This is a genomic window from Planotetraspora kaengkrachanensis (assembly GCF_016862895.1).
Taxonomy (GTDB): domain Bacteria; phylum Actinomycetota; class Actinomycetes; order Streptosporangiales; family Streptosporangiaceae; genus Planotetraspora; species Planotetraspora kaengkrachanensis.
In genome coordinates, this window is sequence record NZ_BONV01000025.1 from 86,990 (window position 1) to 107,103 (window position 20,114).

The 20,114-nt window shown below is 69.5% G+C and carries 15 protein-coding genes; 5 read left to right on the forward strand and 10 right to left on the reverse strand.

Annotation, left to right across the window (positions count from 1 at the left end):
* Positions 1–87: 87 nt before the first annotated feature.
* Entirely contained in the window at positions 88–1,773 is a 1,686-nt protein-coding gene (locus Pka01_RS24605) for a glycosyltransferase family 2 protein (protein WP_203885228.1), read from the reverse strand.
* 53 nt (positions 1,774–1,826) lie between these two features.
* Positions 1,827–2,915, reverse strand: coding sequence for a glycosyltransferase family 2 protein (locus tag Pka01_RS24610; protein WP_203885229.1), 1,089 nt, complete (start codon positions 2,913–2,915; stop codon positions 1,827–1,829).
* A gap of 368 nt (positions 2,916–3,283) precedes the next feature.
* On the opposite strand from Pka01_RS24610, the gene Pka01_RS24615 reads away from it, so the two are divergent.
* Both Pka01_RS24615 and Pka01_RS24620 read left to right on the forward strand, forming a co-directional pair.
* A complete protein-coding gene (locus Pka01_RS24615; RefSeq protein WP_203885230.1) occupies positions 3,284–4,162 on the forward strand; it encodes a polysaccharide deacetylase family protein in 879 nt (292 codons plus the stop codon).
* A 269-nt stretch (positions 4,163–4,431) separates the two neighbouring features.
* Positions 4,432–5,757 carry a DUF6395 domain-containing protein gene (locus Pka01_RS24620; RefSeq protein WP_203885231.1) on the forward strand — a complete coding sequence of 442 codons (1,326 nt, stop codon included), beginning with the start codon at positions 4,432–4,434 and terminating at the stop codon, positions 5,755–5,757.
* Between the two features lie 95 nt (positions 5,758–5,852).
* On the opposite strand, the gene Pka01_RS24625 is transcribed toward Pka01_RS24620, so the two are convergent.
* The 5 genes from Pka01_RS24625 to Pka01_RS24645 form a co-directional block, all read right to left on the reverse strand.
* A complete protein-coding gene (locus Pka01_RS24625) occupies positions 5,853–7,547 on the reverse strand; it encodes a glycosyltransferase family 2 protein (RefSeq protein ID WP_203885232.1) in 1,695 nt (564 codons plus the stop codon).
* A 32-nt stretch (positions 7,548–7,579) separates the two neighbouring features.
* A complete protein-coding gene (locus tag Pka01_RS24630; RefSeq protein WP_203885233.1) occupies positions 7,580–7,723 on the reverse strand; it encodes a hypothetical protein in 144 nt (47 codons plus the stop codon).
* Positions 7,724–7,825: 102 nt separating this feature from the next.
* On the reverse strand, positions 7,826–9,133 hold the full coding sequence (locus Pka01_RS24635; RefSeq protein WP_239115265.1) for a homoserine dehydrogenase: 1,308 nt from the start codon (positions 9,131–9,133) through the stop codon (positions 7,826–7,828).
* A 45-nt stretch (positions 9,134–9,178) separates the two neighbouring features.
* Positions 9,179–10,561, reverse strand: a complete 1,383-nt coding sequence (gene lysA, locus Pka01_RS24640; RefSeq protein ID WP_203885234.1) for a diaminopimelate decarboxylase — start codon at positions 10,559–10,561, stop codon at positions 9,179–9,181.
* 87 nt (positions 10,562–10,648) lie between these two features.
* The gene (locus Pka01_RS24645) at positions 10,649–11,323 is read right to left on the reverse strand and encodes a DALR anticodon-binding domain-containing protein (RefSeq protein ID WP_203885235.1); all 675 of its coding nucleotides are present in this window, start codon (positions 11,321–11,323) and stop codon (positions 10,649–10,651) included.
* Positions 11,324–11,640: 317 nt separating this feature from the next.
* On the opposite strand from Pka01_RS24645, the gene treS reads away from it, so the two are divergent.
* Complete coding sequence (gene treS / locus Pka01_RS24650) at positions 11,641–13,332, forward strand: maltose alpha-D-glucosyltransferase (RefSeq protein ID WP_239115280.1); 1,692 nt, start codon at positions 11,641–11,643, stop codon at positions 13,330–13,332.
* A 128-nt stretch (positions 13,333–13,460) separates the two neighbouring features.
* On the opposite strand, the gene Pka01_RS24655 is transcribed toward treS, so the two are convergent.
* The 3 genes from Pka01_RS24655 to Pka01_RS24665 all read right to left on the reverse strand — a co-directional run bounded on the left by Pka01_RS24655 (position 13,461) and on the right by Pka01_RS24665 (position 17,319).
* Complete coding sequence (locus tag Pka01_RS24655) at positions 13,461–15,776, reverse strand: ABC transporter permease (protein WP_203885236.1); 2,316 nt, start codon at positions 15,774–15,776, stop codon at positions 13,461–13,463.
* A 114-nt stretch (positions 15,777–15,890) separates the two neighbouring features.
* On the reverse strand, positions 15,891–16,637 hold the full coding sequence (locus Pka01_RS24660) for an ABC transporter ATP-binding protein (RefSeq protein ID WP_239115266.1): 747 nt from the start codon (positions 16,635–16,637) through the stop codon (positions 15,891–15,893).
* A 175-nt stretch (positions 16,638–16,812) separates the two neighbouring features.
* Positions 16,813–17,319, reverse strand: a complete 507-nt coding sequence (locus Pka01_RS24665) for a PadR family transcriptional regulator (RefSeq protein WP_203885238.1) — start codon at positions 17,317–17,319, stop codon at positions 16,813–16,815.
* 206 nt (positions 17,320–17,525) lie between these two features.
* Here Pka01_RS24665 and Pka01_RS24670 point away from each other — a divergent pair, with 206 nt between their 5' ends.
* On the forward strand, positions 17,526–18,788 hold the full coding sequence (locus Pka01_RS24670; protein WP_239115267.1) for an ABC transporter substrate-binding protein: 1,263 nt from the start codon (positions 17,526–17,528) through the stop codon (positions 18,786–18,788).
* A gap of 3 nt (positions 18,789–18,791) precedes the next feature.
* Positions 18,792–20,102, forward strand: a complete 1,311-nt coding sequence (locus Pka01_RS24675; RefSeq protein ID WP_203885239.1) for an ABC transporter substrate-binding protein — start codon at positions 18,792–18,794, stop codon at positions 20,100–20,102.
* The last annotated feature ends 12 nt before the right edge of the window (positions 20,103–20,114 follow it).

The following is a 20,114-nucleotide window of genomic DNA, read 5'->3' on the forward strand; positions in this document are numbered from 1 at the left end:
TAGGGTGACCGCGCGATGAGGGGTCGCGCCATCGACGTACCGGCGGGAGCCGGCGGGGAAATCGGCCCGCCGGCTCCCGCCGCCGCCCTACTCCTGTCCGTCACCCGCCTGCTTGCCGTGCGACTGGTCACGAAGCAGGCTCCGAATACGGCGGAGGCCGCTTCGCGTGATGCGAGTGAGGCCATGGCCCTGCTTGAGCGCGGTGACCTGCTTGCGCAGGGCACCGACCTCGCGGCGAAGCTGCACCGCCTGGGTCCGCCAGCGCTTCGCCTCTTCACGGGCCTCGGTGACCTTGCCCTTGAGCCCTTCGGCCTCCTTGGTCAGCCTGGCCAGTTCCTTGGTCAGCCTGGCCACCTCACCCTGCAGAACCGATCTTTCCTGCTGCTGGCGATAGGTGGTCCTGCGATCGTCCGGGACAGTCGCGTCGACCGCCGGTAGCAGTCCGTAGGACTCCGGGTCCACCCACATCGACCCGTAGATCTCGGTCACGACCCCGTCGAGATCCTCCCCGTCCTCCGCCAGCATCTCGGCACGGGCGAAGGCCGCCGTCCGCTCCATGCGGGCGGCGACGATCCCGTCCGGCTGCTCGGCCAGGAAAACGGACACCAGGCCGAGGCCGCGCTCCGTCATCAGATCGGTCAGCTGGGCCAGGCCGTCCTCACCGGGGACCCAGCCCGAGGGCAGGCGCAGCACGAAAGGCGCCAGGCCCGGGCGTCCGCCGAGTCGCACCCGGGGTTCGGCGGCGTAGTGGCGGCGAACCAGCGCGAGGTCGCCGGGCGGCGTACCGCGCTCGTCTTCCAGTTCGTCCCACGGTCCCCTCAGGACGACCGACACGTCGGGGATCGTCCCCGCCAGGACAGCGTCGACCACCGTCCGGACGTCCTCGTAGGAGGCGCCGGTCACGTCCGTCTCCACCTCGACGTACGGCACGAGCCACTGCCGGTTCGGATGGGTCCGCAGCGAACGGTGGTGCGGGACGTGGTCGGGAACGGACTCCTGGCCGTCACGCCCGCCGGACGTCTCCTGCCGCCTCGTTGAGGACCCCAGGCGATAGGCCGTGGCGACGGGCTCGGGAACGAACACCGCTCCGGCCTCGGACAGCCGGTATCCCATCGCGGTGTCCAGGCCCAGGACGAATCCTCCGTCCGCTGAGCCGACAGCCTTGAGCAACATGGCGTCGACCGACGTCGACTCCCCCGTATAGAGCCGGAAGGCGTCGTGCGCGGCCGAACGAAGACCGTCGGTGCGCTCGACCAGGTCCACCACCCACGCGTCCGGTTCCGCGGGCTCGAACAACTTCGCCCGGTCGCCCGCCATGGCCACCTCGGGCGGCGCGGGCGACGCCGCCGTGGAGCGCAGGTCACCTGTGACGGCGAGGTAGGGGGCGAGGTGGTGCCAGCGCATGTGCGCCTCGATCGCCACCCGGTCCAGCACCACGTCGGAGTCGAGCCAGTGGACGACGTCGCCCCTGGCGGCCCGCAGCCCCGCGTCGCGCGCGCCGGCCAGGCCCCGGGTCTCACAGACGATCAGCCGGGTGTTCACATGGCGGATCTCCGGCAGGCGCACCGGCGGCTCGCTGCCGTCGCCGACGACGACGACCTCGACCAGTTCGGCCGGATAGCTCTGATCGGCCAGACCCGCGAGCGTGAGGTCGAGCTTCTCCTGACCGTCGCAGGCGGGAACGACGACACTCACCCGCATGTCGGGCGTCCACGCACCGATCTCGGGCGGCGTGAGGACCGAGTAGTCGTTCCCACGGATCCGGGGAATCACAGGAGTCACTCGCGGCGGCACAGCGGGCGCACCGGGGAGTCTCGGGAGGCGGTTCACGAACCCTCCAGGATCCGAGTCGGACGGAATCCGCGCCACTGATTGGCCGAGCCTCGGATGAACTCGGAGAGCGGTGGCTGCCAGGTGTGCTGTGCTGTCGCGGACCGCCGGACCAGAAGGCCCATCCCGTGGGTCCGGTAGATGGTGCCGCCTGCCGCCTCGACCGCCCGGAGCAACCGGGTGTCACCCCCTTGGGGCACCGGCTGGAAACCGCCGATCTCCTGGAATGTGGCACGCTCCAGCATCAGGGTCGCGCCCGACACGAGGTCGGCCATGATCTCCGTGCGCCAGCGGCCCCTGCGGACCGTGATGTCCAGCGGTTCGAGGTAGTAGTACTCGGTGGGCATGCCGACCACGTCGGCCCCCGAATACTCCTTGGCGAGCAGCAGGTCCGACAGATGGTCCGGGCTGTACCAGTCGTCGTCATCCCATTTCGCGATGTAGCGGCCACTGGCCCGCTCGACCGCGGCGTTGATCACATCGCCGAACACGGTCTCTCTCCCGAGCTCCACGACCTGGATCGGGAAGGGGAAGTCCCGTGCCTCCTGCCGTACGACCTCTGCGGGAAAGCCGTGAGCGGCGTAGACGACTTCCATGTCGACATGCCGCTGGCGGGCCAGCTGCGCCAGCGTGAAGGCCGTCAGCGCCGGCCTTCTGCTCGCCGCGATGACGCTGACCAGGCCGCGTTCACTCGTGTTGATCGAGCGCAGGAGCCCGTGGCGGCGCAGCCGCAGGCTGTGCTCTTCTCGCCGGAGGTCGGCCAGCGACGCGCCGGTGCTGTCGATCTCAGGCTCGAGCCATCGGGTGTCGGTGACGAGGTCCCTCAGCTCCGGATCGATCCAGTCGGGCGCCGCGGCCGAGTGCACCGGCACTCCGGCCGCTGCGAGCTGGTGAATGACGTCCAAGGAGGCGATGGAATGGGGCCATTCAATTCGAACTCCCCGAAGATCACGCAAACCGGCCACGTTCTCCTCGGTGAGCCCATCGGGGACGGGCGTTCCGGCGATGACCCACCGGCTCCCGTCCCAGCGGGCCTCCGCCATGTCCGCGCTCGGGGCGCGGACGAAGCCCTTAGGGCTGATCATGAAACCTCCACCGTCCATCACCTGCATGGCGCTCAATAAGAACCGCATTCTGGCATAGCGGGTCCAACCACACCCCGCCGACAACATGCACGAAACAGCGCGAACTCGTAGGGGTCGCGGGGCGGCCACGCAAGCCTGAAGGGTTGGGCGCTGCCGCTCGACCCTCCAGAGGGCCGCCGCCGCAGCGGAGGAGGTGCCGGTGTCGCTCATGGCGACACAGATGTCCACGCCGCCAGGCGATTTACCGATTTCCCCTAGCTTCTCCCGCTCGTCTCCGCAGGCACTACCATTCCGGGGCATCCGGACACAGCAAGATCCGCCCCGGGAAGCACCGGGGGCGGCGAGGCCTCGGGGGGACGGAGAGACAGATGCTCGGGAAGATCCGATCAAGCCGGCTCAGAGCGCTGCTGGGAGTGGGCGGCCTGCTGGGAGCGAGCGGGATCGGCTGGGCCGCGCACGGAATGACGAGTCCCCCGCCGTCACCGGTCCCCCAGATCACGGCACACACCCCGGCGAAGCCCGTCACAGTCGTCACACTGGGATTCGACGACGCGTATGCCGATCAGATGCAGGCGCTGCCGCTCCTGCGTGAGAAGCGGTTGTCCGCCACCTTCTACGTCATCAGCGGCGTGATCGGCCGAAAGGGGGTCATGACGTGGAAGCAGGTCGCCCAGGTGGCCGCGGCCGGCCACGAGATCGGCGGGCACACCGTCGACCACCACCGGCTGAAGGGCCTGAGCGTGGCGCGACTCCGCCATGAGATCTGCGACGACCGCGTCACCCTCTTCAAGAAGGGCTACAAGCCGGTCTCGTTCGCCTACCCGCTGGGATCGTACGACGACAACGCCGCGGCGACCGTCCTCAAGTGCGGGTACAACAACGGGCGACTGACCAGCGGTCTCTACGGCAAGGGACCGTTCAGCGAGACCCTCCCGCCGGCGAACCCCTCCTTGATCAGGACGCGCAGCGCCGGCACCGCACCCGAGGACGTGGTCGCGAACATCGAGGCCGGCATCAAGGATGCGCAGGCGCACGGCGGCGGCTGGTACAACATCGTCCTTCACCACATCTGCGACACCTGCCGCACGGACTCGATCTCGCGTGCCGACTTCATCAAGCTGCTGGCGTGGTTGCGCCAGAGCGTCGACGACGGCTCGATCATGATGCGGACGGCGGGGCAGGTCGTGGGCGGCCCGGTGCGCCCGCCGATCAGCGCGGCTGCGCTGACGGCGCAGAGCGCGCACTAGCGGACGGCGGGGCACGTCGCGCCGAACCGCCCGCGCACGTCCGGCACGCCGACGGGCACGGCCGGCCGGCCTCTGACGGCAGGCACGTTCCCCACGTCATCGAAGATCGGAAATCGACGCCAAGACGGCCTGATCATCGACTCGACGAGGAGAATTCGCGGACGCTAAGGTTGCCGTACCATTCGCCCGTTTTCGGCGTAATGGAGGACTTATACGTCGAGATTTCGCCGTCTGGCGCGTTTCGACCTCGCCACTTCAGGGGCCATAAAATGCAGATCGACGCAGTGTCGCGGGAGAGTGCTCTAACGATCTCCATAACTCCCGACGCCGAGGATCCGATCGCGGTCGACGGCAAACCCAAGCTGAGCCGCCGGTCGATGACCGCCCAGCTCCCCGAGGGTTGGTCGCTCGACTCGATCCACCCGGATCTGCTGGCCCTGGTCGCCCTGCTCACCGTCCGGCCGTGGATCCACAGCCGCCTCCAGCTGACCTGGGCGGTCAGCGCGCATTTCGCCGACACCCTCCGGCGAACGATGAAGATCGAAGTGGGCCCGGTGTCGGCCGAAGTGCAACCTCGCAACCACCCTCTGCGCGGCGTGCCCGGCCTGGCGTTCAGCGGAGGGGTCGACTCGATGGCCGCCGCGGCGGTCATGCCGTCCAACACGATCTTCTACTTCAACGAGCGGACCAACCCGCCGGGAAGCGGCCCGTCGCTCTACAACATGCGTCCCGCCCTGCACGCGTGCGCGGGCATGGCCGCGATGGGCCGCACGGTCCGCCGCGTGCCCTGCAACGTGGAACACGTGCGCAACCCGCTCGGCGTCCCCGTCGATCTCGCCAACTCCATCCCGGCCATCCTCATGGCCGACGTCGACAACCTCGACGCCATCGGCTGGGGGACGATCGCGGAGTCCTCGTACCGGACCGGCTCCCACGGCTGGATCGACTACGCCAAGCGGGACATCTTCACGAACTGGTGCGCGGTCTTCGATGCGGCGGGCCTGTACTTCTTCAACGCCGTCGCCGGGGTGAGCGAGGTCGGGACGAGCACGATCGTGCGATCGTCTCCCGGCGGGGAACTGGCACAGTCGTGCATCCGCGGCGAGATCGGCCTGCCGTGCACCAAATGCTGGAAGTGCGTCAGGAAGACGCTGGTGGACTCCGCGATCATCGGTGCGTGGCCTTCGGAAAGGTGGCTTCTTGAGTCGCTGCCCTCCCCCGAGCCCATGCGGTTCCTGACCAAGATCCCGATCAAGCATGAGTGCGTCCTGACGTTCGCCCTCGGCCGCTACAAGGGCTCCGCGCCGCAGTTGCGCGCCCTGAAGTCGCGTGTACGCGCCGACAAGCTGGACGTGGAGTGGCTCAGCAGGCACTACATCCCCGCCCTGGACCTGGTCCCCCATCACTACCGGATCGGTGTGCGCGCCTCAATCGAGAAGTACCTGCCGCCCATGACCGCTGCGGACGAGGCCGCGTTCCGCGGCTGGACGATGGACGAGGTCGAGAACTCGCCGTCCTTCGTGGAGCTGGCCGCCAATTTCGAGAACCTCACGAAGTCGGCCGCCGAAGCGCACAAGAAGAAGGCGAAGGCCTGAGCAACCGGGAGGAGCGCTTCCCGGGAAAGAGAACGGGTGACACCCCGCTGGGGGTGTCACCCGTTTACTTAGGGCCGGTCACTTCCTTGAGCCGGTCACTGACGTGGCGGCTGCGGCTCACGAAGGAGGCCGTGGAGGCGGCGCGTGAGACGCCCGATGCCACGGGCGCGCTTGAGCGCGTTCACCTGCTTCTTGAGGCTACCGATCTCGCGGCGGAACTCGACCGCGGTGGAACGCCACCGCTTCGACTCGTCCCGCCACTCTGCGACCTTGCTCTTGAGCAGCTCGTTTTCCTTGATGAGGCGCTGCGCCTCCGCGTTGGAGGGATTGGACACCTCGCCCCGTGCGCGGTAGGCGGTCCGGCGTTCGACCGGGCGCTTCGCCTCGGCGGTCGGCAGGAATTCGAAGGTCTCCCTGAACACCTGCATCGACCCGAAGACGTCGCCCACGATCGCGTCGAGGTCCTCGCCCTCCCTCGCCATCATCCGGGCGCGGGCGAAGGCGGCGGTGCGCTCGAGGCGGGCCATGACGCCCCCCTCCAGCAACCCGGACAGCAGCACCGACAGCAGGCCGAGCGGGCGCTCCACCATCAAGTGGAGCAGCTCGGCCAGGGTGTCCTCGCCGGGGACCCAGCCCGCGGGCAGGCGAAGGACATACGGCGCCCGGCCGGAGCGTCCGCCGATCTGCACCCTCGAGTCGTAGGCGTAGTGGCCACGGATGAGCATCAGGTCGAGGCGGGGATCCTTGAGCGGCGAACGGCGCTCGGGTTCACGATCGAGCTCCTCCCACGGGCCCAGCAGGACCACCGACACGTCCGGAACCGTGCTCCCGAGGATGCCGTCGACGGAGGCGCGGACGTCCTCGTAGGAGGCGTCGGTCGCGTCGATCTCCACCTCGACGTACGGCACGTCCCACTGCCGGTTCGGATGGGTTCGCAACCACCGGTAGTGCGGGACACGGTCGACGATGAACGCCTGACTGACCCGGCTGATCGAGGTGCCCTCGCGCATCCGCATCGTCGGCCCCAGGTGGTAGCCGATGGACCGGGGCTCGGGGATGAAGACCGCTCCGGCCTCGAAGAGGCGGTAGCCCATCTCGGTGTCCTGGCCGAGGATCAGCCCCTCGTCCATGGGACCGGCCGCCTTGATCAACCTGGCGTTGACCGACGTGGAGCCCCCGACGTGCAGCCGGAACGCGCCGTGGTCGGAGGACCGGAGTTTGTCGGTGCTGTCGACGAGTTTCACGATCCACGCGTGCGGCTCGGTGGGCTCGAACAACTTCGCCCGGTCGTCGATCGCGATCACGTCCGCCGGGACCGGCAGCTCCACCGTCGTGAACCGCAGGTAGCTGGTGACCGACAGGTACGGCGCGAGGTGGTGCCAGCGCATGTGCGCCTCGATCGCCACCCGGTCCAGCACCACGTCGGAGTCGAGCCAGTGGATGACGTCGCCCGTGGCGGCCCGCAGACCCGCGTTGCGCGCGTTGGCCCTGCCCGGGGTCGCACAGACGATCAACCGGGTGTTCGGATGGCGGATCTCCGGCAGGCGAAGCGGCGGCTCGCTGCCGTTGTCGACGACGATGACCTCGATCAGGTGCGCCGGGTAGCTCTGGTCGGCCAGGCCCGCCAGCGTCAGGTCGAGCTTCTCGTGACCGTTGTAGGCGGGAACGATCACGCTCACCCGCATGCTGGGCGTCCACTCACCGATCTCGGGCGGCGTGAGGGCCGAGTAGTCGTTCCAGCGGACCCTGGGAATCGCAGGAGTCGCATTCGACGCCGCAGCCGGGCTCATGGCCGGCTCGCCGGGAGGTAGCGGGGGGCGATTCACGAACCCTCCAGGATTCGAGTCGGGCGGATACCGCGTAGCCGATCGGCCGAGCACCGGTCCCGGGCGGCCTGTGCGACCCCGGCTTCCGCGACCGCCGTCTCCGCGCTCCACGCGCGGAGGAAGCCCATGGGGCCGGTCATGCCACCTCCACTGTGCACCACTGTCGAAATGCGGCTAACGAGAACCGCATTCTGGCACAGCACAGACAGAAAGCGCTCTTCGCCCCATTTGTCAGCGAATTGCTACGGAGTGTCGTCTCCCTCGACGCGCATGACGCTGGCCACCGCGCGCACGATGTCGAGATCCTGGAGGTCTTCGATCGTCGCCGACAGGGCGGCGTCATTGGCCCGATGGGTCACCAGGACGAGTTGGGCGTCGTCGCCCCTGCCCTCCTGCCGCACCGTCTGGATCGAGACGTCGTGGGTCGAGAAGACCTCGGCGACCTGGGCGAGCACACCGGGCTTGTCCGCCACGTCCAGGGAGACGTGGTAGCGCGTGATGGTGTCTCCCATCGGATGGACCTTCAGGTCGGCGTACGTCGACTCCTCGGGCCCGCGGGTCCCCGCGATGCGGTTGCGCGCGACCGCCACGATGTCACCGAGGACCGCGGAGGCCGTGGGAGCCCCGCCGGCGCCCGCGCCGTAGAACATCAGCCTGCCCGCGGACTGGGCCTCCACGAACACCGCGTTGTACGCCTCCCGGACGCCCGCGAGGGGATGCGTCCTCGGGATCATCGCGGGGTGCACCCGGACGCCGATCGAGCCGCCGTCGTCGGAGCGCGCGCAGATGGCCAGGAGCTTGATGACGTATCCCATGCCCTTGGCCGAGGCCACGTCGGCGGCGGTGATCTCCGTGATGCCCTCACGGTGCACGTCCGCGGCCGTCACGCGGCTGTGGAAGCCGATGCCCGCGAGGATGGCGGCCTTGGCCGCGGCGTCGAAGCCCTCCACGTCGGCGGTCGGGTCCGCCTCCGCGTACCCGAGCGCCTGGGCCTCCTCGAGGGCGTCGGTGAACGAGGCCCCCGTGGAGTCCATCTTGTCGAGGATGTAGTTGGTCGTGCCGTTCACGATGCCGAGCACACGGTGGACGTGGTCGCCGGCCATCGACTCGCGCAGCGGGCGCAGCAGCGGGATCGCCCCCGCGACGCTCGCCTCGAAGTACAGGTCGGCGCCGTTCTCCCTGGCCGCGGCGTGGATGGTCGCGCCGTCCTCGGCCAGCAGGGCCTTGTTGGCGGTCACCACGGACTTGCCGTGGGACATCGCGGCGAGGATCAGCGATCTGGCCGGCTCGATCCCGCCGATCACCTCGACGACGATGTCGACGTCGTCGCGGGTCACCAGCGCTTCGGCGTCGGTCGTGAGCAGCGCGGGGTCGATCTCCGTGTCCCGCCTGCGGCCCAGCCGCCGCACGGCGACGCCCGCCAGTTCCAGGGGGGCGCCGATCCGCGCGGCCAGGTCGTCGGCCTGCTCGCCCAGCAGCCGCACGACCTGCGATCCGACGACACCACAACCCAGCAGCGCCACCCTCAGCGCCGGTTTGCCGTCAGTCACGAGCCCTCCTCGTCTCGCCGCCGCGTGGTCCCGCGCCGATTCCGGTCACAGCTGCCCCCGCAACAGATCTTCCTCGGTCTCCCCGCGCACGATCACACGGGACCGGCCCCCCGACACCGCGACCACCGCGGGCTTCGGTAGGTAGTTGTAGTTGTTCGCGAGCGAGCGGCAGTAGGCGCCGGTGGCCGCCACCGCGACCAGGTCGCCCGGCGCGATGTCCTGAGGCATCCACAGGTCACGGACGATCATGTCGCCGCTCTCGCAGTGCTTGCCGACCAGGCGGGACAACATCGGCCCGGCCGCGGTGCCGCGCGAGGCGAGGACGGCCGTGTAGTCCGCGCCGTAGAGCGCCGTCCTGATGTTGTCGCTCATTCCGCCGTCGACGCTGACGTAGGTGCGCAGCCCCTCGACGTCCTTGACCGTGCCGACCTCGTAGAGCGTCACACCGGCGAGGCCGGCGATCGCGCGGCCAGGCTCGACCGTCAACCTGGGCACGGGCAGCCCCGCCGCCTGGCAGGTCTTGCTGACGATCTCCTGCAGGCTGTCGGCGATGACCTTGATGTCCGGCGCCTCGTCGCCCTCGACGTAGGGGATGCCGTAGCCGCCGCCCAGGTCGAGCTCCGGCAGGATCACTCCGTGCTCGTCCCTGATGTCGACGAGCAAGGCGGCCAGGCGCCGGGCCGCGACCTCGAAACCCGCGGTGTCGGTGATCTGCGATCCGATGTGCGAGTGCAGGCCGACGAGCTCGAGCTGCGGCAGGGCGAGGATGCGCCGGACGGCCTCCGCGGCCGCCCCGCTGCTCAGCGACAGGCCGAACTTCTGGTCGTCGTGTGCGGTCGCGATGAACTCGTGGGTGTGCGCCTCCACGCCCACCGTCACCCGGATCATGGCCTTGGGCCGCCGGCCGTGCCGTTCCGCGAGGTAGCCGAGCCGGGCGATCTCCTCGAAGGAGTCGACCACGATGTGGCCCACGCCCACCTCGACGGCGCGATCGAGCTCGGCGAGCGACTTGTTGTTGCCGTGCATCGTGATGCGCTCGGGCGGGAACCCGACGCTGAGCGCGACCGCGAGCTCGCCGGCGCTGCACACGTCGAGGCCCAGGCCCTCCTGGTCGATCCAGCGCGCGACCTCGCGGCACAGGAACGCCTTGCCCGCGTAGTGGACGTCGCCGTCGTGGAAGGCGGCCCTGTGGTCGCGGCAACGGGAGCGGAAATCCTCTTCGTCGATCACGTAGAGAGGCGTGCCGTACTCTTTCGCCAGGTCCCGGACGTCCACACCGCCGATCGTGATCACACCGCCGGTGCGGCCGGACGTTCGCGGCCAGATCGCGGGGTCGAGGGCGTTGAGGTCGGCCGGCGCGTGCGGAGGACGCTCCTCAGGCAGCACCTCGGCATGCCTGTCACCGGCGGGATGGGCGAATCGACTCACCCGAACGAGGCTATCCGACCCCGCCGCCCCTATGAGACGGGCGCCCATGTGGCGAGACAGACTCACGGGACGCTCCAGGAGCATCCATCACAATTTGCTCGGCAGCTCACCGTAAAGATCCCGCAGGACGGCCTGGACGGCTCTCGCCAGCCAGAACCGGGCGGTGTGCACCTCTTCCGCGGGGCGGTCGCCGGCCGGGACGGCGGGAGCGTGTTCGTGCGCGTCGTGATAGGTCAGGGCCAGCCGCTCACCATAGGCCTCCCACGCCGGCTCGCGGCCAGCCGTACGGCTGGGCAGTTCGGCGAGGACGCGCAGCACGGCCCGGTCCCGGGGATCGTCCAGCGCCTCGGGGCGGAAGCTCTCCCCGGGGACGCCCAGGTCACGGGCCCACCTCAGTACGGCGGCCGCGCGCGCGTGCGCGAACCGGACGACGAAGCCCGGGTTCTCCCACGTCCTGGGGAGGTCCGGCAGACCGGGAAGGGGGATGCGCGGGATTCCCGGGGATCCGGCCGTCACGATCTCGCGGGCGATCTCACCGGGGACGGCCAGCACGATCTCCAGGAAGGCGTTGGGCCGGATCCGCACACCGGCGACGCCGGCCTGCCCGCACAGCCGCTCGGCGATCTCCTCGGCGGCGTCCCGCGGCGGGCGTCCCCGGGCGGCCTTGAGCGCGGCCGCGGAGACGACGACGGCCTCGTGGTCCCACGACCCCTGAGGCACGGGCGGCGCCCCCAGAAGCGGGCCGAGCCGGGCGGGTGTCACGCCGCTCACCCTAGGCCTCGTGAGTCGCCGCGGCACATTCCCGCGATCGCACCCGGTGATCATTCGAAAGCAGGTAAAAAGTTCCCCTTACCAGGAAGTAAGCAATTACGGTCAGACGTTAAGCAGTGGTAGGTTTGAGTCAAATAAGGCCAAACAAGACGGCGTGAGCTTCAAGGCTCGGGCGTGATCTGGCCGCACGCCCCATTCTTTTCCTCAAGTGAGACCAGATGAACGCTGCTTCGACATGCCCGGAGCCGGCTGTGCCGGCGTCCGCGTCCGAAATGGCCGGCGACCTGACGCCGGACACCCAGATCATCATGACCGGAGATCTCATGCCGGTGGAAGAAATCACGGAATACACGGAGCAGGACCCGCACTGGTACAAGCAGGCGGTCTTCTACGAAGTGCTGGTTCGCGGTTTCAAGGACTCCAACGGAGACGGGACCGGCGATCTGCGGGGGCTGATCGAGAAACTCGACTACCTCCAGTGGCTGGGAATCGACTGCATCTGGCTGCTTCCGCTGTACGACTCGCCCCTGCGCGACGGCGGCTACGACATCGCCGACTACTTCAAGGTCCTCCCGGAGTTCGGCGACCTGGGCGACTTCGTCGAGTTGATCGAGCAGGCGCACGCGCGCGGCCTGCGGGTCATCACCGACCTGGTCATGAACCACACCAGCGACAGGCACCCGTGGTTCCAGGCGTCCCGGCAGGACCCCGAGGGTCCTTACGGCGACTTCTACGTCTGGTCCGACGACCCCACGAAGTACGGCGACGCGCCGGTCATCTTCATCGGGGCAGAGGAGTCGAACTGGACCTACGACCCGGTTCGCGGCCAGTACTACTGGCACCGGTTCTTCCACCACCAGCCGGACCTGAACTACGACAACCCGGCCGTCCAGGACGCGATGATGGCGGTCATCCGGTTCTGGCTCGACCTCGGCGTCGACGGCTTCCGGCTCGACGCCGTGCCGTACCTCTTCGAGCGTGAGGGCACGTCGTGCTCCGGCCTGCCCGAGACGCACGAGTACCTGCGGAAGGTCCGGGCGGAGGTCGACCGGCTCTACCCCGACCGCGTCCTGCTCGCCGAGGCGAACGGCTGGCCCGAGGACGTGGTCGAGTACTTCGGCGACCCCACGACCGGCGGCGACGAGTGCCACATGGCGTTCCACTTCCCGCTGATGCCGCGCATCTTCATGGCGGTGCGCCGGCAGAGCAGGGAGCCGATCTCGGAGATCATGTCCCGCACGCCGAAGCTGCCCGAGAGCGGTCAGTGGGGCATCTTCCTGCGCAACCACGACGAGCTGACGCTCGAGAGCGTGACGGAGGAAGAGCGCGACTACATGCACGCCGAGTACGCCAAGGATCCGCGGATGCGGGCCTACCTCGGCATCCGGCGCAGGCTCGCCCCTCTGCTCGACAACGACAGGGACCAGATCGAGCTGTTCATCGCACTGCTGCTCAGCATGCCGGGATCGCCGGTCATGTACTACGGCGACGAGATCGGCATGGGCGACAACATCTGGCTGGAGGACCGCGACGCGGTCCGCACGCCGATGCAGTGGAGCCCCGACCGCAACGCCGGCTTCTCCAAGGCCGACCCCGGACGGCTCTACCTGCCGGCCGTCATGGACCCGGTCTACGGGTTCCAGACCGTGAACGTCGAAGCCCAGCTGAAGAGCGAGTCGTCGCTGCTCCACTTCACCCGGCGGATGTTGCAGATCCGGCGCGAGCACCCCATCTTCGGCACCGGCGGATACACCGAGCTGTGGTCGTCGAACCCCAGCGTGCTGGCGTACATCCGGGAGGAGGGCGACGACCGGGTCCTGTGCGTCAACAACCTGTCCAGGTTCGCGCAGCCGGTCGAGCTCGACCTTCGCCGCTTCGCCGGCATGACGCCGGTCGAATGCCGGGGCGGCGTGCCGTTCCCCGCCATCGGCGAACTGCCCTACCTGCTCACCCTCCCGCCGCACGGTTTCTACTGGCTGTCCATCCAGCAGGAGTCCTGAGCCGGTCGTCCCGAGGTTCCGGCGGTCCGTGCGGTTTCGGCGGGCCGCACGTTTTTCAGCGGTGCTGTGCGTTTTCGGCGGGCCGAGCGTTTTCGGCGGGCCGAGCGTTTTCGGCGGGCCGAGCGTTTTCAGCGGGCGGTGACGGGCACCTGTGCCCGCGCCGCCCGCCGCGCGGGGATCAGGGCGACCAGCAGCGTCGCCCCGATCGCGACGAGCAGGGCCCCGGCGAGCATCCCCGGCGTGGGAGCCCGGCCGATTCCCGCCCCCACCCCGCTCCCGCGGCCCTCCAGGTCGATCAGGCCCTTCGACAGGAACGCGCCCGCGGCTCCGCCGAGCACCACACCGGCCATCGCGACGAGCCCGGTGCCCGTCACCAGGGTGGCCATGACCTGCCGCGGGGTCAGGCCCATCGCCTTCAGCACGGCCAGGTCGAGCAGGTGATCGCGCAGGCCGAGAGCGCTCGCCGTCAACAGGTTCGCCAGTCCGATCAGAGCCAGGACGGCGACCAGCGCCACGATGATGACGCGGATGACCGACAGCCGGTCGGCCGGGTTGACCGCCTGGTCCACTTCGAGTGCCTGCGACTGCAACCGCGCGCGCACCTCGGCGGCGTCGGCGCCCGGTCGCAGAACCAGGCTGTAGAACTGCGGCGGCCTGGCGTCCTTGGCCGCCAGGCTGTCGACGCCGAACGAGAGCACCTCGCCGTCCTGTTCCGGCTCGATCACCCTGCCGACGATCTTGACGATGAGCGGCGTGCCCCCGATGGTCATGCGGACCCGGTCGCCGATGCGCAGCCCGAGCAGGTCGAGCAGGCCCTGCCCGGCCACGGCCTCGCCGCGGTCCCGGAACATCCTGCCCTCCACCACCGGGAACGGGTACGGGTCGGAGGACAGGCCGAGCGCGCGGGTGCGCACCGTCCTCGTCTGCCAGGGTACGAGGGCGTCCAGCTCCACCCCCGGATAGGCGGTCACGACGTCGGGGTCGGCCATCACGCGGACGAGCGCCTCGCTCGCCGTCAGGTCGCCCGGCCGTACGGACAGGGCTGCGGCCTGGCCCACCTGCTCCGGATGGCGGCTGAACCCGTCGAGAGTGGCCCAGCAGCCCAGCCCGATCGTGATCATCATCATGGGGATGGCCACGCCGGTCAGCGTGAGGACGGCGGAAGCGGGACGGGTGAAGGCGTCCCTCGCCCCGAGGACCAGGGCGGGCGGGAGCCGTACGAGGAGGGCGACCCTGGCCAGCCGCGACAGGCGGCCGTGCGGAGGCGCCGCGGGGGCCGCGGGGATGGGCGGCGTCGCACCGCCCCGCCAGGCGGGCAGCCAGACCGCGACCAGCACCACCAGCGCCGTGCCCGCCGCGATCGCGACGAACGGGCCGGACGACAGCGGCACGACCACGGTGTCGGAGAGCGCGTAGGCCGTGATGACGCGTCCGGCGACGAGTCCGAGCGCGATGCCGAGCAACCCCAGCGTGCCGTGCTCGGCGACGAGCATGCGGGTCACCTGTTCCCGGGTGAACCCGAGCGACTTCAGCGTGGCGATGTCGCGGAGCTGGGTGAGCACCCGGCCGCCGGTGGCGTTGGCGACGGCGAGGGCGGCGGCGACCAGCCCGGCCAGGCCGAACAGGGCGAGCAGCAGGCCGAGCAGCCGGTTGTCGAGCTCCATGGAGGCCCGGACCTCACGCCAGGTGGAGACCCGCTGGACCTGGTTGCGCAGCGTGATGACGGCCTGCTGCACGACGATGTCGGTGTAGCCGGCGTCGGCCAGCCGAAGGCCCGTCACGGTCTCGGTGCGGCCGGGCGCGGGTTCGACCATGGTGAGTGTCGAGGAGAGGGTCCAGGCGAGCCCCGGAGTCCACTCGGGATAGAAGCCCTGGTCGCCGCTCTCGGCCAGGCCCGCCACGGTCAGCGTGTGCGTGGCGCCGTTCAGTCCGGTGACGGGGAACGGGCTGCCGGGGTGGAGCCCCAGCGCTTTGGCGAACGACTGCTCGACCACGACGCCGTCGGGGTGAAGCGCGTCGAGCCAGCGCCCTTCCCGCAGGAGCGGCCGGGCGACGGAGGGGAGGGCCGCCGTCGTCTCCTGGAGGGCGATCGGGACCTTCCTGCCGTGGTCCGCGAGCGTGGCCGGAGCGCTGCGGTAGGGCCCGGCGACGTCGGTGACCCCGCCCAGCGCCCGGAGCGCAGGGACGTTGGGTGCGCCCTTGGTGTGGATCCAGACGTGGGCGCCCCGGCCTCGCTCGAACAGCCCCCGCCACGGGTTGGTGCCGTCCTCGAGCAGGGTGGCCGCCGTGATGAGGGCGGTGACGATCCCCGCGACCGCGATGACGGTGAGCAGAGCCTGCCCCCGGCGCGCCCGGAGGTCGGCCCGCACCCACCTGACCTCAGCCCGCACGCCCACCCCCGTGATCACGCCCACCCCCGTGACCACGCCCACTCCCGTGATCATGCACGGATTCGCGGAGCGCGGCCTGACCTGCGCCGACCCATGCCGTGATCATGCACGGGCTCGTGATCATGCCGTCCGAGCTGCGGCGTCGCTGTTCGTGATCATGCACGTTGCTCATCCATGCAGCTCGACGATGTCGCCCGCCGTACCGCCTGGACGGCGCTGGAGCCTGGCGATGGGCGCGTCGTCGACGATCTGGCCGTCGAGGAGGCTGACGACGCGGTCCGCCATGCTCGCGACCCTGGCGTCATGGGTGACGAGCACGATCGTCTGCCCCTGCCGATGGACCTTGCCCAGCAGCTTGAGGACGTCGCGGGTGTTGCGGCTGTCGAGATTGCCGGTCGGTTCGTCGGCGAGGAGCAGGCGCGGCTGGTTGGCGAGCGCCCGGGCGAGCGCGACGCGTTGCTGCTCGCCGCCGGAGAGCTGGCCGGGCGCGGCGCCCGCCCGTTCCTCGAGGCCGAGTTCCGCCAGCAGGTATTCACGCCGCTCCCTAGCGTGCTTCGGCGACGCCCCGCCGAGAAGGGCGGGCAACTCCACGTTGTCGGCCACGGTCATGTTGGTGACCAGATTGAAGAACTGGAAGACGAATCCGACCTTCTGCCGCCTGAGCACCGCCCAGCCGCTCTCCGAGAGCGTGTCGGCCCGCTTGCCGTCCAGCCAGATCTCGCCGCTGGTCCGGGTCTCCAGCCCGCCGAGCATGTGGACGAAGGTGGATTTTCCCGACCCGGACGGGCCCATGATCGCGACGAACTCCCCCGGTTCGACGACGAGATCGACCCCGCGTACGGCCGGCACCGGCAGGCCGCCGGTCTGGTAGATCTTCACGAGGCCGGTCGCCCTGATCACGGGGGTGCTGGTCACCGCGGGCCACATCCCTGCATGATCACGAACGGCGTCGCCGCAGGTCGTACGGAATGATCGCGAATCTGTGCATGATCACGGCATGAGTCGGCGCAGGTCAGGCGGCGATCCGCGAATCCGTGCATGATCACGGCAGGAGCGCGGGGCGGGGCGGGGAGTGGGGGGTGGGGGCGCATCAGGTCAGGTCCTCCTGGCAACGTTCGAGCCAGTCCAGGTCGGCTTGGAGGTGGAGCATGGCGCCCTCGATGAGCAGGCGGGCGACGCGGTTCCCCGGGTCCGTGCGCTCGGCCAGTTCGCCGAGGTCTCGCATCAACGACAAATAATGCCTGCGCTGCCGGTTGACCAGCGCCATCCGGTCGGCGATGCCGGTCAGCGGGGCCAGCACCAGCTTCATGAAGAACTCGTCCCGCACGCGCGGGCCTTCGGTGGGTTCGTCGACCCAGGCCTCCAGCGCCTCGCGGCCGGCGGCGGTGAGGTAGTAGACCTTCTTGTTGGGCCGGTTCGACTGCTCGACGTCGACGGCCCGGACGAACCCGTCCTTCTCCAGACGCCCCAGCGTCACGTAGATCTGGCCGATGTTGGGTGAGGGATATGCGCTGCCGAACGTCACCTCGAGCGCCTGTTTGAGCTCGTACCCGTGGGCAGGTTCCTTTGCCAGGAGTGCCAGCAACGGCAGCCGCACGCGCCCACCTCCACGCCAGTCGAGATGCCAAGTCGAGATGCCAAGTCGAGATGCCAGTCGAGATGTCGCCGCGAAGCCCCCGGGCGACCGCCGAAGCAGTTACCGGAGCGTTACGGATCCAGCCGTTGACTCCCACATTATCGCTATGCATAACATGCATGCATCTACCTAACACGTATGTAACTACGACTTAATCCGGAGGTCACGTGGTCCGCCGAGCCGCCGCACTCCTGACCGCCGTACTGGTGGCCGGATGCGCAGGGCTGGGCGACTCCGCGGGCCGGACGTCGGAGGGCACGAGCGGGACGGGTCCGATCACCTTCGCCACGGGCCGCGACACCACCGCCTATCTTCGCCCGCTGCTCGACCGCTGGAACCAGACCCATCCGTCCGAGCCGGTGACGCTGCTGGAGCTCCCCGAGGCGGCCGACGAGCAGCGCGCTCAGATGGTGGCCAATCTCCAGGCCCACAGCGACGTCTACGACGTGCTCGGGCTCGACGTGGTGTGGACGGCGGAGTTCGCCGACGCCGGGTGGATCGTGCCGCTCGACCGGAGCGTGGTCCCGCTGGACAAGATGCTCAAGGGGGTCGCGGACACCGCGATCTACCGCGACAAGCTCTGGGCCGCGCCGTACACGAGCAACGCCGGGCTGCTCTATTACCGCTCCGACCTGCTCAAGAAGGAGCACCTCAAGCCGCCCACGACATGGGCCGAGCTGCGCGACGAGGCCTCCCGCCTGAGCGCCAAGTACCACATAGGTGGATATGCCGGACAGCTCCTTCCGTACGAGGGGCTGACCGTCAACTTCACGGAAGCCGTCCAGTCCGCCGGCGGCCAGATCCTCAGCCCCGACGCGCGCCGGGTGACGATGGACCTCGGCGCCGCGCGCACCGCGCTCGACTTCCTGGTCGGCGGCGTCGAAGAGGGCTGGATCCCGCAGGAGGCGCTCACCTACAAGGAAGAGGAGTCCCGGCTCGCGTTCCAGGAGGGCAGGCTGGTCTTCGCCCGCAACTGGCCACACGCGTACGGCCCGGCGACCCATTCCGCCCTCGCGGGCAAGTTCTCGGTGACCAGGCTGCCCGGGCTGACCGGTCCGGGGTCCAGCTCACTGGGTGGGCTCAACCTCGCGATCAGCGCCTATTCCAAGCGGCAGAAGACGGCTCTCGACTTCATCCGCTACTTCACGGGCCCGGAGATCCAGCGCCTGGTCCTGACCGAGGGCTCCTTCCCTCCGGTCTGGGCCGAGCTCTACGACGATCCCGCCCTGATCAAGCGCTTCCCCTACCTGCCCGTGCTGAAGGAGGCGATCCTCACCGCCCGCCCCCGGCCGGTTACCCCCAACTACAACCAGGTCAGCCTGGTGATCTCCAGCGCCGTGTCCGGCGCGCTCAACCTCAGCAAACCCGTCGACGAAACCGTCGCCGATCTCAAGCAGCAGCTCGGCGAGGTCGTCCAGCCCGGAGGATAGATCATGCGCAAACTCCCCCTGACGGTGGCGGTGCTCGCCCTCGCGGCGGCCGCGTGTGGCGGCAACACCACCCCAGAACCCGCGCAGAGCAGCGGTGCCCCCGCCGCCAAGCCGCTCGCAGGCGTCAAGATCGAGGTCGCCGCCAAGTGGACCGGCGACGAGCAGGCCAACTTCGAGAAGGTCCTCAAGGCGTTCCAGGACAAGACGGGCGCCACCGTCACCTACGCCTCGACGGGCGAGGACACCGGCGCCTACCTGGGCCCGCGCATCCAGGGCGGCAACCCGCCGGACGTCGCGATCCTGCCCCAGCCGGGCCTCGTTCAGCAGTACGCCGACCAGAACGCGCTCAAGCCGCTGGCCCCCGAGGTGCAGGCGCAGATCGACCAGAACTACACGCCGTACTGGAAGGAGCTCGGCTCGGCCAGCGGCCAGGTCTACGGCGTGCTCGTCAAGGCGGCGCACAAGTCGCTCATCTGGTACCGCCAGACCGCCTTCGACGACGCCGGCGCCCAGCCGGCGGAGACGTGGGACGACCTGATCGGCAAGACCGCGCAGACGCTGGCGGACTCGGGCACCCCGCCGTTCGCGATGTGCGCCGCCTCCGGCTGGACGCTGACCGACCTGTTCGAGAACGTCTACCTGTCCTCGGCCGGTCCGGAGAACTACGACAAGCTCGCCAAGCACGAGATCCCGTGGACCGACCCCTCGGTCACCACCGCGCTGGAGAAGATGGCGCAGATCTTCGGCAAGCAGGAGTTCATGCTCGGCGGCTCGTCCGGCGCGCTGCAGACCGACTTCCCGACCTGCGTGACCCAGACGTACGCCCAGAAGAAGGCCGCCATGGTCATCGAGGCCGACTTCGTGGCCGCGTCGCTGGGCCAGACCGGCGCCCAGGTCGGCCAGGAGGCGAAGATCATGCCGTTCCCGAAGGCCGGTGACACCGCTCCCGTCGTCCTCGGCGGCGACGTCGCGGTGGTGATGAAGGACTCCAAGGGCGCGCAGGCGCTGGTGGAGTACCTGGCGTCCAAGGAGGGCGGCGAGGTCTGGGCCAAGCAGCCCGGTTACCTTTCGCCCAACCGCAACGTCTCCCCCGACAACTACCCGGACGACCTCACCAAGCAGCTGGCGCAGACGATCATCTCCGCCGGTGAGTCGGTCCGGTACGACATGTCGGACCTCGCGCCCAGCGCGTTCGGCGGCACGGACGGCAAGGGCGAGTGGAAGGACCTGCAGGACTTCCTGCGCAACCCCTCCGACGTCAAGGGCGCCCAGGCCAAGCTCGAGGCGGACGCCGCCAAGGCGTTCACGGAGTAGGGAGACGCGGCC

Excerpts from the sequence above, each read along its gene's own strand:
- Pka01_RS24610 (WP_203885229.1), bottom strand. The coding sequence starts at position 2,915 with ATGATCAGCCCTAAGGGCTTCGTCCGCGCCCCGAGCGCGGACATGGCG.
- Pka01_RS24615 (WP_203885230.1), top strand. The coding sequence starts at position 3,284 with ATGCTCGGGAAGATCCGATCAAGCCGGCTCAGAGCGCTGCTGGGAGTG.
- Pka01_RS24620 (WP_203885231.1), top strand. The coding sequence starts at position 4,432 with ATGCAGATCGACGCAGTGTCGCGGGAGAGTGCTCTAACGATCTCCATA.
- Pka01_RS24625 (WP_203885232.1), bottom strand. The coding sequence starts at position 7,547 with ATGAGCCCGGCTGCGGCGTCGAATGCGACTCCTGCGATTCCCAGGGTC.
- Pka01_RS24630 (WP_203885233.1), bottom strand. The coding sequence starts at position 7,723 with ATGACCGGCCCCATGGGCTTCCTCCGCGCGTGGAGCGCGGAGACGGCG.
- treS (WP_239115280.1), top strand. The coding sequence starts at position 11,641 with ATGACCGGAGATCTCATGCCGGTGGAAGAAATCACGGAATACACGGAG.
- Pka01_RS24655 (WP_203885236.1), bottom strand. The coding sequence starts at position 15,776 with ATGATCACGGGAGTGGGCGTGGTCACGGGGGTGGGCGTGATCACGGGG.
- Pka01_RS24675 (WP_203885239.1), top strand. The coding sequence starts at position 18,792 with ATGCGCAAACTCCCCCTGACGGTGGCGGTGCTCGCCCTCGCGGCGGCC.